A 17,504-nucleotide genomic window follows, 5' to 3' on the forward strand; every position below is an offset into this window, starting at 1 on the left:
TGAATGCAACCAAAGGATCACCGCATCATGGCCACGCCCGCCTTTGAAGAGATTGTCGAGGATTTCGAGTTTCTCGAGGATTGGGAAGACCGGTATCGCCATGTTATCGATCAGGGCAAGGCGATGGAGCCGTTGGACGACGCATTCAAGGTTCCGGCGACAAAAGTGCATGGATGCGCCAGTCAGGTCTGGCTGCATCCGATGATTGAATCCGGCGTCTTCAAGTTCGATGGTGACAGCGATGCACTGATCGTGCGTGGGCTGATCGCTGTTCTTCGATCCTTGTACAACGGTTTGCCCGTGGCCGAAGTTCCCAAAGTCGATGCGGGGGCGGAACTGGCACGCCTTGGCCTGAACGACCACCTGTCCGCTCAGCGCTCAAACGGCCTGCGGTCGATGATCGAACGCATCCGGCAGGTCGCACAGGAAAACGCCTGACCTCATCTTGGGCGGTTTGCCCAGTCCGACAGCGTGTTTTCCAGATCGCCGTAACCGGTGAACCGGCGTTCGAATTCAAGCCCCATCCGGTCTGCGCATTCGCGCGCGCGTTCCGTCAGTTCTGGTCTGTCGATCTGGGCCTGATAGACAAGTTTGGTGTAATTGCCGAAATACATGTCACGCAGTTCCGGGTAGCGGTCCAGGCCCAGTGGTTTCCAGACAAAGGCGTCGAATTGCCGGGCCAGGAAATCTGTCAGATAGAACGCGGTTGTTTCGTCTTCTCCGCGGTCCTGAAAGGCCTGATTTCCTTCGAAGAAGGAATAGCAATGGGGACCCTTCACCATTTCGACCCCAAGTTTCTCGCAGGCGGCCTGAAGCAGACCCCCGGTGCCGCAATCGGCGTAAACGATGTAGATCTTGTCAAAATCGCCTTGATGCTTGGCCACGGCGTCTTCCACGGCCTGGGTGATCCGCTCCGGGTGAACGTGCAGGATCGCCGGCAGGCAGGTCAAAGCCATGTGATCCCAGCCATTCCGTGTTTTGATGTCCAGTATTTCGCGCGCAAGAGCGCCGCAGGCAATCAACAGGATGCCTCCCTTGCCCGTATCGTCATAACCCTTCGTGGTCAGGCTTGCATCATCTGGCAGGGATTCGTTTGACATCACTTGGCATCCTCCGGGGCTTTAGCCATAGGAGGATGATTGGGGCCGTTGGGCAAGCCCCGATCCGACATCTCATGTCAGGCCGCCGACGCATGCGCTTCGAACGCGGTCAGCAGGGGCCGGGCCAGCGGACCGTACGCGGCAACACCGTTCAGCGACAGTTCCGGAAACAGCGACAGGATTTCTTGCCGTGCGGCAGACCCGAGACTGTCCCAGATTTGCGCGCCGGGATGAAAGCTCTCGCTCAGGCAATCTTCGGCCCAGAGCAGCTCATGCCGGTCGAACAGCAAATGGATGTAGGTCACCACCCCTCCGGGTCGCAGTATGATGTCGGACCCGTTCACGAGATGTTTGGCAGGCGCCAGGGCTTCGCGATGTCCGGTGTGCAGCTCGAGACGCCAATCCCCAATCAGCATGCGGTGCTGTTGTGACACCAGAAGGTCGCGCGTGTTTCCGATGGCGCCTGCTTTGAAGAGAATTGGCGCATGCGGACCCGTTGCCTTGACGGTTCGCCGCCCCATCCAACGCAGGGGTTGCAGCCCATGATCATGGGTTACGATCCGGTCGCCGACGGACAGGGTTTCAATCGGTCGCGCGCCTTGTTCGGTGCGGATCATCGTTCCGGGGGTAAAGCAGGGCACCAGATCCCAATCTTCACGGCGGGATGTCAGGCCTGAATACCGGTTTCCGGCAAGGCTGTTGAGCGTGATCGAGCGGACAGGGCCAGCCTCCAAGGCGGATTGGTCCGAATTGTCCGAGAATTCCGGCATCAGATAGGTGTTGCCATTCACATCCTGCGCCACAACTGCGGAAATCCTGGCAGTTGATCCGTCAAAATAGGTGATCGTGGCGTTGTAGACCGAAGTGCCATCGAATGTCTGAGGCGTCCCGCCATCGATCGAAAACCGATCATTGGCCGACATGTTGTTCATGTTGTAATACGAACCCGGATTGCCGACCGGGCTCCAGGTGACGCTGTTGTGAGCCAGCGGATCGTTGGACCCGCCAAAGGTTTTCCCCACAAGCGCCGAAGCGTTTTCAGCTGTGTTGTTGCCTTCGAAACTGTCGATATCGGCAAGTTTGCCGAGCGAGATGGCTGTGAACGTAGTCGGCACGAGACCCCCTGAGGATGTGGATGCCTCGTTCTTTTAGACCTGCTTTGGTTTAGAATTGGATAATCCGGATTTTCCGGTGGCAAAGCGCTTCAGAATCGAAAAGGCCGCCCGGATCGGACGGCCTTTCAATCAGTATTATTCGGGTCTTAGCCAGCCAGTTGATTGTGCTTGCGGCCCACGAATTCCTTGGCGGTTTCCACTGCAACAGCTGCGTCGCGGCAATAGGCATCCGCGCCAATGGCCTTTCCGAACTCTTCATTCAGGGGCGCGCCGCCGACCAGAACGATGTAATCGTCGCGGACGCCCTGTTCGACCATCGTGTCGATGACCACTTTCATGTAAGGCATCGTAGTGGTCAGCAGGGCCGACATGCCCAGAATGTCGGGTTGTTCGTTTTCCAGTGCTTCCAGGTAGTTTTCGACCGGGTTGTTGATGCCCAGATCGACAACTTCGAAGCCCGCGCCTTCCATCATCATCGAAACAAGGTTCTTGCCGATGTCGTGGATGTCGCCCTTCACGGTGCCGATGACCATCTTGCCGACGCGCGGTGCACCGGTTTCGGCCAGCAGCGGCTTGAGAATGGACATGCCGCCCTTCATGGCGTTTGCGGCCAGCAGAACTTCGGGGACGAACAGGATGCCGTCGCGGAAGTCATGGCCCACGATGGTCATACCGCCAACCAGAGCCTTGGTCAGGATGTCATAAGGTGTCCATCCGCGTTCCAGCAGGATGTTGGTACCTTCTTCGATCTCTTCCTTCAGGCCATCATAGAGATCGTCGAACATCTGCTCGACCAGTTCGTCGTCATTCAGTTCGGACAGGACGATGTCTTCTTCGTCGGACATGGGGTATTCCCTGTGCTGGGCGGGCCATCGACCCGTGGTGGCATTTTTTTCCGTTTTGGCCAAAACGTCGCATCCTGACTGTGACGATTGCGACGTCGGTCGTTTCGGGACCGACCTATATGACAAAAAATGTGGGGGCTCGATAGAAAAGTCTGCAAGATCATCCTGCGGAGATTTCATCTCGCTTCAATCCGTCGGTGATTTGGCGGGGCTTGCGCCAAATTGGCGACGGGCCTATGTTTGCGAGGGAACAAAAGAAGAACAAACTGACATGACTATCGCGCGGACGATCAAGGCAAGAGGAACAACGACGAACGAAGCTGGTCGGTTTGAACGTTTTGCCACCACGGCCACCGAAGACGGGTGGGACATTGAGGAAGAATTGCCGCCGCTGCGGACCGAGACACGCGAAGAGGTTGCGCGCAGCGCTATTGCTTACAACCGATCCCCTGACTTGCCCTTCGATCGGTCGATCAACCCGTACCGGGGATGTGAACATGGCTGCGTTTACTGTTTTGCGCGGCCCAGCCACGCGTATCTTGGGCTATCGGCAGGATTGGATTTCGAAACCCGCCTGATCGCTCGACCCAACATGGGGCGTGTTCTGCGCAAGGAATTGTCTGCCAGATCCTACAAAGTCGCGCCGATTGCAATTGGTACGAATACGGACCCGTATCAGCCGATTGAGAAAAAGCACATGATTACAAAGTCATGCCTTGAGGTTTTGAGTGAGTTCAACCACCCGGTCGCGATCGTCACCAAGGGTACCCTGATAGAGAGGGATCTGGAGTTGCTTGCCGACATGGCATGCCGGGGGCTGGTGCGGGTTGGTATTTCGCTGACAACGTTGGATGCGGATTTGTCCCGCCGGATGGAACCACGGGCGCCGTCGCCTCTTCGGCGGTTGCGCGTGATCCGAACGCTGACGGAAGCGGGCGTTCCGGTGCGTGTCATGACGTCACCCATCGTGCCGGGGCTGACGGATCATGAACTGGAAAGCCTTCTGGAGGCCGGGAAAGAGGCTGGTGCGGATGCCGCAAGCTGGATCATGTTGCGCCTGCCGCGCGAAGTATCGCAGCTTTGGCAGGGCTGGCTTGCCGATCATGAGCCGTCGCGAGCGGAAAAGGTCATGTCCAAACTGCGGGAAATGCATGGAGGGCGGGATTACGATCCGCGTTGGGGGCACAGAATGCGGGGCGAGGGTGAGTATGCCGGGATCATCGCTCAAAGGTTCTTGAAGACCTGCAAACGTCTGGGGCTGTCCATAAAATCGGCCCCATTGCGTTGCGACTTGTTTGCGGTGCCACCGCAGCCTGGGGATCAGATGAGCCTTTTCTGAGGTCGTGCGCCCCGGCTTGTCCGGTGCTGTCTTGCGCGGGAAAACACCGGGTCGTCGCGCTCTCATTGCTTCAGCCCAAACAAAAAGACCCCGGCAGTACCGGGGCCTTCGAAACAGATTGACGTGAGGCGCGTATCAGCGATTTTCGATATCCACGTAATCGCGCAGCGTTTCGCCCAGGTACAGCTGACGCGGGCGTCCGATTTTGTTTTGCGGATCGGCGATCATCTCTTTCCACTGGCTGACCCAGCCAACAGTGCGTGACAGGGCGAAGATCGGCGTGAACATCGAGGTCGGGAAACCCATCGCTTCGAGGATGATGCCCGAGTAGAAGTCGACATTCGGGAACAGCTTTTTCTCGGCGAAGTACGGGTCTTCCAGCGCTTCGCGTTCCAGTTCCTTGGCAACCTGCAATTTCGGGTTGTCTTCAACGCCCAGCAGATCAAGAACTTCGTCTGCCGATTGCTTCATCACTTTGGCGCGCGGGTCGAAATTCTTGTAAACGCGGTGACCAAAGCCCATCAGGCGGAACGGATCGTTCTTGTCTTTGGCGCGGGCAATAAACTCGGGGATGCGATCAACGGTGCCGATCTCTTCCAGCATCTCCAGGCAAGCCTGATTTGCGCCGCCATGTGCCGGACCCCAAAGGCAAGCGATGCCGGCGGCGATACAGGCAAACGGGTTTGCCCCCGAGGACGACGCCAGACGCACGGTCGATGTCGAGGCATTCTGTTCGTGATCCGCATGCAGCGTAAAGATGCGGTCCATGGCGCGGCTGAGGATCGGGTTGACCTCATATTCCTCGGCAGGAACGCTGAAACACATGCGCAGGAAGTTCGACGCATAGTCCAGATCGTTGCGCGGATACACGAAAGGCTGACCGGTGTGGTACTTGTAGGCCCATGCAGCAATTGTCGGCATCTTGGCGATCAGACGATGCGATGCGATTTCACGCTGCTGCGGGTCCGAGATATCCGTTGAATCGTGATAGAAGGCCGACATCGCGCCGACAACGCCGACCATGATGGCCATCGGGTGCGCGTCGCGGCGGAAACCGCGATAGAAATACTGCATCTGCTCGTGCAGCATGGTGTGGCGAGTGATCGTGGTCTCGAATTTCTCAAGATCCTTTGCCGCCGGCAGTTCTCCGTACAGCAGGAGATAACAGACTTCGAGGAAATGCGATTTCTCGGCCAGTTGGTCGATCGGATAGCCGCGGTGCAGCAGTTCGCCTTTTTCGCCGTCGATATAGGTGATGGTGCTGTCGCAGCTTGCGGTCGAAGTGAACCCGGGATCGTAGGTGAAGACGCCGGCCTGACCATAAAGCTTTCGGATATCAATGACATCCGGACCAGCGGTCGGAGAATGAACAGGCAACTCATACTCTTTGCCGTGAACGGTCAGAGTGGCTGTTTTGTTGCTATCAGTCATGGTTGTCCCTTCTTCATTCATGCGCACGCCAGAGATACCTCCGGTGATACGGGCAATGACTGCGCGTGGACGCGCAGTCCGGGTGTTAGCGGAGCAGCGTTACCCGTTTATGAAGCTTGGGTTATTTCGCTGCTTCAGAAAGCCGCGCCAGGGTTTCTTCCCGTCCCAGCACAAGCATCATGTCAAAAACCGAAGGCGTAACGGCCCGACCCGCCAGGGCGGCCCGCAGCGGACCGGCCAGCTTGCCGAACTTGAGCTCTTTTGACTCGGCAAAGGAATTCAGTGCCTCCTCCAGTTCGTTCCGCGACCAGCTAGCATTTTGCAGATGCGGCGTCAATTCCGTCAGTATACCATCGGATACAGTTGCCAGTGCCTTTGCCGCCTTTTCATTCGGAACGATCGGGCGGCTTGTCAATGCAAAATGAGCCTTTTCAAGCAGTTCCGGGAAGGTACGCGCACGGTCCTTGAGGCAATACATCGCACGTTCTAGATCACTGGATTGTGTTTCAGTAAGGGGCGGAAGGTCTGCTGCAGACAGATATGCTTCGATCTCTTGCCGCAGTGCAGCATCATCCGAGACTGCGATATGCTGTCCACACAGGTTTTCAAGCTTTTTCAGATCGAACCGTGCAGGGCTTTTGCCGATCCCGTCCAGATCGAACCAGTCCTTTGCCTGCGCATCCGTGAAAAACTCATCGTAGCCATGACTCCAGCCCAGCCGGGCCAGGTAATTGCGCATCCCGGCTGCGGGATAGCCCATGGCCTGATATTCCTGCGCTCCAAGAGCACCATGGCGCTTGGACAGTTTCTTGCCGTCCGGCCCGTGAATCAGCGGGATATGCGCCCAGACCGGAACGTCCCAGCCCATGGCTTCGTAGATCATCATTTGTCGCGCGGCGTTGTTGAGGTGATCGTCGCCGCGGATGACATGGGTGACACCCATGTCGTGATCGTCGACAACGACTGCCAGCATGTAGACGGGTGTTCCGTCCGAGCGCAGAAGAATCATGTCGTCCAACTGGTCATTGCGGATGCTCACATCGCCCTGAACCTGATCGTGGATCACGGTCACCCCGTCCTGAGGCGCCTTGATTCGTATGGCAAAAGGTGCATCCGGATGTGTCGCAGGATCGGCGTCACGCCATGGGCTGCGGAACAGGGTTGATTTCCCTTCGCTGCGCGCCTGGTCCCGGAAAGCCGCAATTTCTTCCTGGGTCGAGAAACACTTGTAGGCCTTGCCCTCGGCCAGCAACTGATGCGCGACCTCGGCGTGACGGGCGGCCCCTTCGAACTGGCTGACCACATCACCGTCGTGATCAAGGCCAAGCCAGGCCATGCCCTGAAGGATCGCGGCGGTCGCCTCGGGTGTCGAACGTTCGCGATCGGTGTCTTCGATCCGCAGCAGGAATTTGCCGCCCCGACCACGTGCATACAGCCAATTGAACAATGCAGTGCGCGCGCCGCCGATATGCAGGAAACCGGTGGGCGAGGGGGCAAAACGAGTGACGACCTGTTCAGTCATGGTGAGGATTAACCTTTTGGTAACCGTATCTGGCATAGTTTGAAGCCTGTCTAACGAGCCCGAAGGACGGGGGCAACCATGCGTGTTCTTGCACGGGTCGAGGCCGCGCTGCTGCACCAGACAGGCTACCTTTTCCCTTGGACGCCGGTTTTGCTGGCGACCGGGATTGGTCTTTATTTCGGCGTCCGCGTCGAACCGGATTGGTCAGTTTATGCCGGTCTTGTCTGTCTTGGAATCGCTCTTGTCGCCTTGCGCCGCCGGCTGCCACCGGGGGTGGGAACGTTGACAATCGGGGGGGTGCTGATCGTTGCCGGTTTCCTTCTGGCGGGCGTTCGCGCCCATATGGTGGCAGAACCGGTACTGTCGTGGCGATATTATGGCCCTGTCGAGGGGAGGGTCGTCGCCATGGATCGGTCTGCCTCGGATGCGTTGCGGTTGACGCTTGATCAGGTACGCATAGGGGATGTACCTCAGGAGCGCAGGCCGCAGCGCATCCGTCTTTCCGTTCATGTTCCAACGGGCGCAATCGCACCGGGGCAGCGTATTATGACCACCGGTCATCTTTCGCCGCCGCAGGGCCCGGTCGAGCCCGGAGGTTTCGACTTTCGCCGCCACGCCTGGTTTCAACGATTGGGCGCGGTCGGCTATACCCGCGTCCCAATCATGACCATCGCACCAGCGGCCGAGGGGATCGACGGCATTCGGGTCACTGCGATCCGCATGGCCATTTCGCAGCGGGTCAGGCAGATTCTGCCCGGTGAAATCGGTGGATTTGCCGCCGCCGTTACCACCGGAGATCGCAGCGGGATGGGGCAGGAGACGCTATCATCCTTGCGGGCGTCCAATCTGGCGCATCTGCTGGCCATTTCCGGGCTTCATATGGGGCTTCTGACAGGCTTCGTATTCGTTGCGTGTCGGTTGGGGCTGTCGTTGTGCCCCCCCGTGGCGTTGCGAGTTCCGGTTCGGAAGGTGGCTGCTATTCTCGCGCTTTGTGCCGCAACCCTTTATCTGTTGTTGTCCGGGGGCAACGTTGCAACCGAACGGGCCTTTGTCATGGTCAGCGTCATGCTCGGGGCCGTGTTGATCGACAGACGCGCGATTTCGCTGCGTGCGGTTGCTGTTGCCGCCGTAATCGTGCTGGTTCTTCGGCCCGAGTCGCTGATGAGCCCCGGATTTCAAATGTCCTTCGCCGCAACCACAGCCTTGGTCGCCGTCTTCGGAGCGTTGCGAGAGATGCGCCCGATGCCCGGCCCAAACTGGCTGAAGCCCGTCGCCGGCGTGGTGATGTCATCGGCAATTGCAGGCCTTGCAACAGCCCCCATAGGTGCCGCGCATTTCAATACGATGTCCCATTACGGTCTGCTGGCCAACCTGCTTTCCGTTCCTGTCATGGGTCTTTTTGTCGTGCCCTCCGCCGTCGGTGCGGCGCTTCTGGCCCCGTTTGGACTGGAGGCAATTGCCCTGACCGTCATGGGGTGGGCGTTGCATTGGATCCTTACGGTTTCGGACTGGGTGTCGCACCTTGATGGCGCACAGGGGTTTGTCGTCAGCCCGCCTTGGTACATCCTGCCCCTGGTCGCATTCGGCGCCTTGTGGATGGCCTTGTGGCAGGGACATGCACGATGGGCCGGAGCGGTGCCTGTTGTCCTGGCATTTCTGCTTTGGAACTCGGGGCACAGACCGGATGTCCTGATCGCTGAAAACGGCGGATTGGTGGGGGTTATGACCGACAAGGGGCGGGCCCTCAGCAAAAGCAAAGGCAGCGGGTTTGTCGCCGGTGTCTGGCTTGAAAATGACGGAGACGGTGTTGATCAGATCGAGGCGGCGCTCAGATGGCCGGACAGCGACATCGTGCAACGATACCCGCTGAAGGATTTTGAGATCATCCATATCACCGGAAAACGGGTGGCGCGGGCGTTTGACGAATGTCAGGAAAACCAGATCATCATCTCGGCCGTTGCGCTTGCCCTGCAAGGTTCGTGCGGGGTATTCGATCCGGAACGGTTGTACGAAACCGGAAGCCTGTCGGTTTCGAACGGAAAACTGACCTCGAGCGCGGACATGACCGGCCATCGGCTTTGGTCCCCGAAACCAGCCGGGGACCGTCATTCCAAGCAGGCTCAATAGGTGCGGATGAGTCCGACCAACCGGCCCTGAACCTTGACCTTTTCTTCGGGCAGGACGCGCGTTTCATAAGCCGGGTTTGCAGCCTCAAGCGCGATTGCGTTGCCGCGGCGGAAGTACCGCTTGAGGGTCGCTTCCTGATCCTCGACCAAGGCAACCACGATGTCGCCGTTATCCGCGGTCGAGGTTTCCCGGATGACGACCACGTCACCGTCATTGATGCCAGCGTCGATCATCGAGTCGCCGCGAACTTCCAATGCATAGTGCTGACCCTGTCCCGAAACCATGGGGCCGGGAACGGCCACGTGATGCGATACATGGCTGATTGCTTCGATGGGAACACCGGCTGCGATCCGGCCCATGACCGGCAGCTCGAGCGCGTCCACCGATACAGGCTCCACATTCGCAGGGCGGGGGCCTTTGGGCCGGTCGCCTTCGATCACACGTGGCGTAAATCCAGCTGTCGGCTCACCGCCAAGGCTTTCGGGCAATTTCACGATCTCAATGGCCCGAGCGCGATGGGCAAGGCGGCGGATAAACCCACGTTCTTCCAATGCGGTGATCAACCGGTGAATGCCGGACTTCGACCGCAGGTCGAGAGCAGCCTTCATTTCATCAAAACTGGGCGGAACACCGTCCGCCTGCACGCGTTTGTGGATGAATTCCAGCAAATCCAATTGCTTCTTGGTCAGCATCGCTCACACCTCGTCGCTCATGCGTTTTCTTTTGTTCTACGCATGTTCACGTTTTGTGTCAACGAATTTGAGGGCAGGTCAGATCGGCAGGTATTCGACCATTTCCCCGATGTCGCGCGCCGGATCGTGTGGGGCGCGGACCAATAGCGCGTTGGACTGAGCCAATACGCTGAGAAGGGAACTGTCCTGATCTGCGCAAGCTTCGATACCGGCATCCGTCACCACGGCGCGCATATAATGCTCGCGCGGGCCGTTCTCGGGCAAAGGACCACTCAGCCGGGCCGTGCGGAAGGGTGGCAGCACCTGTTCAAGCCCCAGCATCCGGCGCACCATCGGGGCCAGAAACAGATAGCCGCAGACCATGGCGCTGACCGGATTGCCCGGCAACCCGACCATCGCCGCGTTGCCGATACGACCGGCCATCAGGGGTTTTCCAGGGCGCATTCGGATCTTGTAGAAGGATTGCTTCATCCCCAACCCCTGCGAGACGTCCGACACGAGGTCATAATCGCCAACCGACGCCCCGCCGATCGTCACGACCAGATCCGCCCCCTGCGCAAGACCAAAGGCCGTTTCAAGTGACGATACAGTGTCCCGCGCGATCGGAAGCACGCGCACCACAGCCCCCAATCCTTCGAGCATTACCTTTAGGCCAAATGTGTTCGAGGCGATGATCTGATCCGGGCCGGGTTCTTCCCCGGGCATGACCAATTCATCACCAGTCGAGATGAGGGCGATCACGGGTTTGCGCGAAACCGGGACGCGAGGGATGTTCATCGCGGCCATCAAGGCCACATCTTCAGCGCGGATCAATCGCGGGGCCGATATGGACGTGCCAGCCTTGAAATCCACGCTAGCGGGTCGGATGTTCGTTTTGGCGCCGGGTGTGTCCGTGATCGTCAGAAGATCACCGCGGCGATCCGTATCCTCTTGAATCACAACGAAATCCGCGCCCTCGGGCACAGGGGCGCCGGTATAGATGCGAACCGCCTGTCCGGGGCCTACAGTGCCCTCAAAACGACGCCCGGCCGCTGACTCGCCCACAACTTTGAACATGGCGTGCAGTTCGACCTCGTCAGATTTGACTGCGTAGCCATCCATGGAAGAGGCGGCAAAAGGCGGTTGATCCCGCGTGGCCGTGACGTCCCGCGACAGAACGCGCCCTGCGGACTGGGCCAGTGGAACCTCTTCGGCCGGCAATGGCCCCACAAGATCGAACAACAGGGCGCGTGCCTCTTCGACAGTAATCATTTCGCCTCGTAACGCCCTGATTTACCGCCATCTTTGAGCAGAACGCGAATGCCGCCTATCTCCATCGCCTTATCGACGGCCTTGGTCATGTCGTATACGGTCAAGGCGGCTGTCGATACGGCGGTCAGCGCTTCCATCTCGACCCCGGTCTGGCCCGAGGTCTTGACGGTGGCCTGGATCCGAACACCCGGCAGGTCCGGGTCAAGAGTCAGCTCGACGGCCACTTTGGTCACCGGCAAAGGATGGCACAGCGGAATGAGGTCCGGCGTTTTCTTTGCGCCCATGATGCCGGCCAAGCGGGCAATGCCCAGAACATCGCCCTTCTTGGCGCGACCTTCGGAAATGATTTCAAAGGTTTCCGGCGCCATCCTGATGTAACCTTCGGCAATAGCGACGCGATCTGTCACCTCCTTGTCCGAGACATCGACCATATGTGCCTGACCTTGGGCATCGAAATGGGTCAGCGGCATCACATCACTCCGGGGATCAGCGGGTTTGACAGGATATGGCGCGTTGCCGCTTCAACATCGTCCTGGCGCATCAGGCTTTCTCCGATCAAGAAGCAGCGGGCCCCATAGCGTGCAATGTCCTTCAGATCGTCTGGTGTACCCAGTCCGCTTTCGCACACGATGGTGCGATCGGCGGGCACCAGCTTGGACAGGCGGCGTGTCGTGTCGAGCGTTGTCTCGAAGGTTTTCAGATTGCGGTTGTTGATACCGATCAGCGGGCTTTTCAGCTGTGCCGCGCGTTCAAGCTCGGCCTCGTCGTGTACTTCGATCAGAACGTCCATTCCCCAATCGAACGCAGTTTTTTCCAGTTCAGCCGCCTGATCATCACTGACCGAGGCCATGATGATCAGAATGCAATCCGCCCCCAGGGCGCGTGCTTCGACCACCTGATACGGGTCGTACATGAAATCCTTGCGCAAGGCGGGCAGGGATGTCGCCTCGCGCGCCTGCGTCAGATACTCTTTTTTGCCCTGAAAGCTGGGGGTGTCGGTCAGGACGGACAAACATGTCGCGCCACCATCCTCATAAGCCTTTGCAAGAACTGGCGGGTCGAAATCCGGACGGATCAGCCCCTTGGACGGGCTGGCTTTCTTGATCTCGGCGATCAGGCCATAGCCTTGCCGTGAGGCGTGTTGCAACGCACTGGCAAAGCCACGGGGTTCCGAGGCGGACCGGGCCTCACTTTCCAGTGTTTCCAGGGATTTCTGCGCTTTGTCCGCCGCGACTTCTTCCAGTTTGTAGGCTTTGATTCTGTCCAGAACGGTTTCGGTCATGCGGCTTCCTGTGTCTTGGCGGCCAAGGCCGTGATTTTGTTTTTGGCATTGCCACTGTCGATGCTTTCAGCAGCCATGGCCACGCCTTCGCGCAGATCTTTTGCCGCTTCGGCGACGACCAGAGCGGCGGCCGAATTCAGCAACACCGCGTCACGATACGCGGACGGGGCTCCATCCAGCAAAGCCCGAAACGCAACGGCGTTTTCCTCGGGCGAGCCACCGATGATGTCCTCGAACGGATGCACCGGAAGACCTGCGTCTTCGGGGTGCAGTTCGACCTCTTTCACAATCCCGTCTTCCAGAGCGGCGATCCAGCTGATGCCGGTGATCGTAAGCTCGTCCGTCCCGTCCGAACCATGCACCAACCAGGCGCGGTCCGAGCCCAGCAGGCCAAGCGTTTCGGCCATCGGGCGGATCAGGTCGCGGCTGAAGGCGCCGGTCAACTGCCGTTTGACGCCGGCAGGGTTGGTCAGGGGGCCGAGAATATTGAAGATCGTGCGCGTTCCCAATTCTTGCCGGGACGGCATCACATGGGCGATGGCAGGGTGGTGCATGGGCGCCATCATGAAGCCGATTCCAACGTCTTTCAGCGCATTTTCAACGACTTGCGGGCCAACCATGACGTTGATGCCCATCTGGCCCAATGCATCCGCTGCGCCGGATTTCGAGCTCAGGTTGCGATTGCCGTGTTTCGCGACCGTGACTCCGGCACCGGCCACGACAAAAGCGGTCGCGGTCGAGATGTTCAGGGTGCCTTTGCCGTCGCCGCCGGTGCCGACGATATCCATCGCCCCCTCGGGTGCGTTTACGGCATTGCATTTCGAACGCATCACGGCGGCTGCCGCGGCGTATTCATCGACCGTCTCACCGCGTGTCCGCATGGCCATCAGCAATCCGCCGATCTGGCTGGGCGTGGCTTCGCCATCGAACAGTATGGCAAAGGCTTTTTCGGCCTCGGCACGTGTCAAAGGACGATCGGCAGCTGCTCCGATCAGCGGTTTAAGCGCGTCGCTCATGCCGAGACTTTCAGTTCTTGCAGGAAGTTTTTGAGAAGGGCGTGACCGTGCTCGGATGCGATGGATTCCGGATGGAACTGCACACCGTGGATCGGCAATTCCTTGTGCTGCAATCCCATGATCGTGCCGTCATCCAGCTCGGCCGTGATCTCCAGGCAATCGGGCAGGGTCTCGCGCTCGACCACCAGCGAATGGTAGCGCGTAGCCTCAAAGGGTGAGGGCAGACCGGCAAACAACCCCTTGCCGGCGTGCTTCACCGTGCCCATCTTGCCGTGAACGATCTCGTGGCATCGAACCACCTTGCCGCCAAACACCTGGCCTATGGTCTGATGGCCTAGGCAAACCCCCAATAGCGGCGTTTTGGTTTCAGCGGCCGCTTCCGTCAGCGCCAGGCAAATCCCCGCCTGATCCGGGTCGCAGGGGCCGGGGCTCAGCAGAATGCCGGCGGGGTTCATGGCCATCGCTTCCTGTACATCCAGCGCATCATTTCGGCGAATGACCATTTCGGCACCAAGTTCGCCTAAATAATGTACCAAATTGTAGGTAAACGAGTCGTAGTTGTCGATCAGCAGCAGCATTTGGGCACTTATCTTCGCTTGGGCATTTCGGGCTGGCGATGCAGCCCCGGGCCACGGTATAATGTCCGCACATACATGCTCAGGCTTGAGCGGCAGCGTCAAGAGGACATACCGTTTCTGGCGCGTTCAATTGGCCGAGCGCCACACCAGATGGCGCAGAGCTGGACGAGGCAGAGGAAAGAGGCGAAAGGCAGGAAAATGGGCGGATTTTTCGGAGGAATGGTCGCGGGCGCGATCGTTGTTTTGATCTTGGGTGCGGTTGTGTCACTCAAGACGCCGATGGTGAATACCCCGGTTGTTGCAACCGAAGCACCGGCGCCGACGATTTCTGAAACTCCCGAGGCTCCGGCTGAAGTGGCGGACGCCGGATCTGACGCCGATCTGGTGGAACTTGCCCCGCGTGCGCCAGAAGCCGCCGATGACGCCGGCGAGGATCTGGCCGATCTGTCGGGGCTGGAAACGTCTATCGATTCCCAGCCGGTTGTCGGCGCGGCAACGGACGCGCTGAACCAACCGGAAGCGGCAGATGCAAATGAAGTGTCATTCGTGATCGAAGCGCCCGCCGCCCTGCCAGAGCCAAGTCAGGTTCCCGCAATTCAGCCAGACGATGCGCTGCCTGCCGTCATTGATGAAACACCGGCCCCGCCGGCAGAGCCCGAGAACACCGAGGTGGCCGCGCTTGCGCCCGAGCCAGACCCTCTGCCACGGGCAGCGCCCGAGCCGGAGCCAGAGTCGACAGAGGCCGAAGAACAGAACCCCTTTGAAAACAGCCCGATTGCCGTGGAAGGGGATGAAGACACCATGCCTCGCGAACTGCCGCGCATCGCTGCGCTGCCCCAGATCGGGGGTGAGCAGAAAGCAAGTGCCAGCTCGATCATCGGAAAACGCGTCGTTCCGCTGACGGAACGGGATGATGAGCCCGTCGTGGAACAGGCCTCGGCTGAACAGCCGAAATCGACCAAGCCGATCGAGCGTTTTGCGGCAAAGTTCGAAAACCCCGAATCCAAGCCGCTGATGTCCATTATTCTGATTGATGACGAGGGTGCATTCGGGTCCGAGGCGTTGCAGGACTTTCCCTATCCGGTCAGCTTTGCCGTGAACCCATCGGATCCTGACGCGGCAGAAAAGATGGCCCGTCACCGCAAGGCCGGGTTCGAGGTGCTGGCCCTGGCGGATCTGCCCGAGGCCGCAAGCGCGCAGGACGCCGAGGTGTCGCTGTCGGTGTGGCTGGATACCCTGCCGGAAACGGTTGGTATTCTGGAAGGTGTGAACAGCGGGATTCAGGGCAATCGCAAACTGGCTGATCAGGTCGCCGCGATTGCTGCGGGAACCGGCCGGGGGCTGATTACGCAGGACAATGGGCTCAACACCGTGCAGAAACTGGCGGCGCGAAACGGAATTCCGTCCAGTGTCGTTTTCCGCGATATCGACGGCGCACGGCAGGATCCGAAAATCATGCGCAGATTCCTGGATCAGGCCGCGTTCCGTGCGGGTCAGGAAGGGACAGTGGTCATGCTGGGACGCGTGCGTCCCGAGACGATTTCAGCCCTATTGCTGTGGGGGCTGGAAGATCGGGGCAACCGCGTGGCAATGGCTCCGATCTCGGCCGTCATGATGAAACAGGTGCAGTAATCTTCGCAGAATGCAGAGAAAAGGGGCGGTGATCACCTGATCGGCCGCCCCTGTTTTTTTTAGCCGTTTCCGTTGCCGGTAAACCGCGCGGAATCTGCCGCCGCGCGCCGTATGGCGTTGGATTTATGAACAGTTTCCATGAACTCGGCTTCGGGGTCGCTGTCGTAAACAACACCACCCCCAGCTTGGATATAGAGTTTCTGATCTTTCACGATGGCGGTACGCAGGGCGATACACATGTCCATGTCGCCGCCCGCGCTGAAATAGCCGACGCCGCCGCCGTAAACACCGCGTTTTTCCGGCTCCAGCTCGTCGATGATCTCCATCGCGCGCACTTTGGGCGCACCCGAAACCGTTCCTGCCGGCATACCCGCAAAGAAGGCGTCCAGCGCGTCTTTGTCTTCGGCCAATTCGCCCACAACGTTCGATACGATGTGCATCACGTGGCTGTAGCGTTCGATGATGAACTCTTCTGTCGGTCGTACGGTGCCGATCTTTGACACACGACCGGTATCGTTGCGACCCAGATCCAGCAGCATCAGATGCTCGGCCAGTTCTTTCTTGTCGGCCAGCAGATCCAGCTCGTTCGCCTTGTCTTCTTCGGGCGTCGCGCCGCGTGGGCGCGTGCCTGCGATGGGGCGAATGGTGACTTCGTTGCCAAAGACACGCACCAGGATTTCGGGGCTTGCGCCCACCACCTGAAAACCGCCGAAGTTGAAGTAGAACATGAAGGGTGACGGATTCGTGCGCCGCAAGGATCGGTAGAGTGCAAAAGGCGGCAGCGGAAAATCCTGCGTCCAGCGTTGAGCCGGGACAACCTGAAAGATGTCACCCGCGCGGATGTATTCCTTGGCCTTTTCAACCGCCTCCATATAGCCGGATTTGGTGAAGTTCGACACCGGCGGGGCGACTTCGCGCGCGTCGCCCAGATCGCGGGTTTCCGCGGGCATGGCCCGTTCCAGGTCGCGGACCGCATCCATCACACGCTCAGCCGCCTGGGCATAGGCCGCCTTGGCCGATTGGCCGTCGCTGGCCCAGACGGGTGAAACCACCGTCACTTCACCCTTGACCCCATCCAGCACCGCGATGACAGACGGGCGCAGCATGATCGCATCAGGCAAACCCAGTGGATCAGGGTTCACATCCGGAAGGTGTTCCACCAGCCGAACCATGTCATAACCCAGATACCCGAACAGCCCGGCAGCGGCCTGTGGCAGGTCATCGGGCAATTCCATGCGGCTTTCGGCAAGAAGCGCCCGCAGATTGTCCATCGGGTTGCCATCTTGGGGCAAGAACGCCTCGGCATCGAAACGGGCCGAACGGTTCAGTTCCGAGGTTTCCCCGTGACAGCGCCAGACCAGATCAGGTTTCATGCCGATGATCGAATAGCGGCCACGAACCTCACCGCCTGTCACCGATTCCAGCATGAACGCATCTTTCTGCGCGCCCGTCAGCTTGAGCATCAGTGAAACAGGTGTGTCCAGATCGGCGGCCAGACGCGTATATACAACCTGGTTTTCGCCCGCCTCATAGGCGCGCGCGAAGGTTTCAAAGTCGGGTGTCAGGGCCATATC

General features: G+C 59.2%; 16 protein-coding genes. 4 read left to right on the forward strand and 12 right to left on the reverse strand.

What is annotated here, in order from left to right; genetic code table 11:
• Positions 1 to 27 precede the first annotated feature (27 nt).
• On the forward strand, positions 28 to 438 hold the full coding sequence (locus tag ACR0A2_RS02495; protein ID WP_480833942.1) for a SufE family protein: 411 nt from the start codon (positions 28 to 30) through the stop codon (positions 436 to 438).
• 2 nt (positions 439 to 440) lie between these two features.
• Here the strand turns inward: ACR0A2_RS02495 and ACR0A2_RS02500 are convergent, their stop codons facing one another.
• The 3 genes from ACR0A2_RS02500 to ACR0A2_RS02510 form a co-directional block, all read right to left on the reverse strand.
• Entirely contained in the window at positions 441 to 1,100 is a 660-nt protein-coding gene (locus ACR0A2_RS02500) for a DUF1638 domain-containing protein (RefSeq protein ID WP_480833943.1), read from the reverse strand.
• 77 nt (positions 1,101 to 1,177) lie between these two features.
• Positions 1,178 to 2,215 (reverse strand): Hint domain-containing protein, encoded by a 1,038-nt coding sequence (locus ACR0A2_RS02505; RefSeq protein ID WP_480833944.1) that lies wholly within the window; start codon positions 2,213 to 2,215, stop codon positions 1,178 to 1,180.
• 146 nt (positions 2,216 to 2,361) lie between these two features.
• On the reverse strand, positions 2,362 to 3,060 hold the full coding sequence (locus tag ACR0A2_RS02510; RefSeq protein ID WP_152458104.1) for a corrinoid protein: 699 nt from the start codon (positions 3,058 to 3,060) through the stop codon (positions 2,362 to 2,364).
• A 271-nt stretch (positions 3,061 to 3,331) separates the two neighbouring features.
• Here ACR0A2_RS02510 and ACR0A2_RS02515 point away from each other — a divergent pair, with 271 nt between their 5' ends.
• On the forward strand, positions 3,332 to 4,399 hold the full coding sequence (locus ACR0A2_RS02515) for a PA0069 family radical SAM protein (protein WP_480833945.1): 1,068 nt from the start codon (positions 3,332 to 3,334) through the stop codon (positions 4,397 to 4,399).
• Between the two features lie 135 nt (positions 4,400 to 4,534).
• Here the strand turns inward: ACR0A2_RS02515 and gltA are convergent, their stop codons facing one another.
• Entirely contained in the window at positions 4,535 to 5,830 is a 1,296-nt protein-coding gene (gene gltA / locus ACR0A2_RS02520) for a citrate synthase (RefSeq protein WP_209503811.1), read from the reverse strand.
• Positions 5,831 to 5,951: 121 nt separating this feature from the next.
• A complete protein-coding gene (gene gltX, locus ACR0A2_RS02525) occupies positions 5,952 to 7,352 on the reverse strand; it encodes a glutamate--tRNA ligase (protein WP_480833946.1) in 1,401 nt (466 codons plus the stop codon).
• A gap of 78 nt (positions 7,353 to 7,430) precedes the next feature.
• Here gltX and ACR0A2_RS02530 point away from each other — a divergent pair, with 78 nt between their 5' ends.
• Complete coding sequence (locus ACR0A2_RS02530) at positions 7,431 to 9,479, forward strand: ComEC/Rec2 family competence protein (RefSeq protein ID WP_480833948.1); 2,049 nt, start codon at positions 7,431 to 7,433, stop codon at positions 9,477 to 9,479.
• Here the strand turns inward: ACR0A2_RS02530 and lexA are convergent.
• The 6 genes from lexA to ACR0A2_RS02560 all read right to left on the reverse strand — a co-directional run bounded on the left by lexA (position 9,473) and on the right by ACR0A2_RS02560 (position 14,298).
• Positions 9,473 to 10,171 carry a transcriptional repressor LexA gene (gene lexA / locus ACR0A2_RS02535; RefSeq protein ID WP_152458099.1) on the reverse strand — a complete coding sequence of 233 codons (699 nt, stop codon included), beginning with the start codon at positions 10,169 to 10,171 and terminating at the stop codon, positions 9,473 to 9,475. The genes ACR0A2_RS02530 and lexA overlap by 7 nt on opposite strands.
• A gap of 78 nt (positions 10,172 to 10,249) precedes the next feature.
• The gene (locus ACR0A2_RS02540) at positions 10,250 to 11,422 is read right to left on the reverse strand and encodes a molybdopterin molybdotransferase MoeA (protein WP_480833950.1); all 1,173 of its coding nucleotides are present in this window, start codon (positions 11,420 to 11,422) and stop codon (positions 10,250 to 10,252) included.
• Positions 11,419 to 11,892 (reverse strand): cyclic pyranopterin monophosphate synthase MoaC, encoded by a 474-nt coding sequence (gene moaC, locus ACR0A2_RS02545; protein ID WP_224855993.1) that lies wholly within the window; start codon positions 11,890 to 11,892, stop codon positions 11,419 to 11,421. The genes ACR0A2_RS02540 and moaC overlap by 4 nt, the downstream gene beginning before the upstream one ends.
• Positions 11,892 to 12,704 carry an indole-3-glycerol phosphate synthase TrpC gene (gene trpC, locus ACR0A2_RS02550; protein ID WP_480833951.1) on the reverse strand — a complete coding sequence of 271 codons (813 nt, stop codon included), beginning with the start codon at positions 12,702 to 12,704 and terminating at the stop codon, positions 11,892 to 11,894. Before trpC ends, moaC begins: the two co-directional genes overlap by 1 nt.
• On the reverse strand, positions 12,701 to 13,720 hold the full coding sequence (gene trpD / locus ACR0A2_RS02555) for an anthranilate phosphoribosyltransferase (protein WP_480833952.1): 1,020 nt from the start codon (positions 13,718 to 13,720) through the stop codon (positions 12,701 to 12,703). The genes trpC and trpD overlap by 4 nt, the downstream gene beginning before the upstream one ends.
• On the reverse strand, positions 13,717 to 14,298 hold the full coding sequence (locus tag ACR0A2_RS02560) for an anthranilate synthase component II (RefSeq protein ID WP_480833953.1): 582 nt from the start codon (positions 14,296 to 14,298) through the stop codon (positions 13,717 to 13,719). The genes trpD and ACR0A2_RS02560 overlap by 4 nt, the downstream gene beginning before the upstream one ends.
• 198 nt (positions 14,299 to 14,496) lie before the next feature.
• Here ACR0A2_RS02560 and ACR0A2_RS02565 point away from each other — a divergent pair, with 198 nt between their 5' ends.
• The gene (locus ACR0A2_RS02565; RefSeq protein ID WP_480833954.1) at positions 14,497 to 15,930 is read left to right on the forward strand and encodes a divergent polysaccharide deacetylase family protein; all 1,434 of its coding nucleotides are present in this window, start codon (positions 14,497 to 14,499) and stop codon (positions 15,928 to 15,930) included.
• Between the two features lie 59 nt (positions 15,931 to 15,989).
• Here the strand turns inward: ACR0A2_RS02565 and trpE are convergent, their stop codons facing one another.
• Positions 15,990 to 17,501: an anthranilate synthase component I gene (gene trpE / locus ACR0A2_RS02570; RefSeq protein WP_480833955.1), complete on the reverse strand. Its 1,512-nt coding sequence runs from the start codon at positions 17,499 to 17,501 to the stop codon at positions 15,990 to 15,992.
• Positions 17,502 to 17,504 lie beyond the last annotated feature (3 nt).

This window comes from Ruegeria sp. H8 (assembly GCF_056532905.1).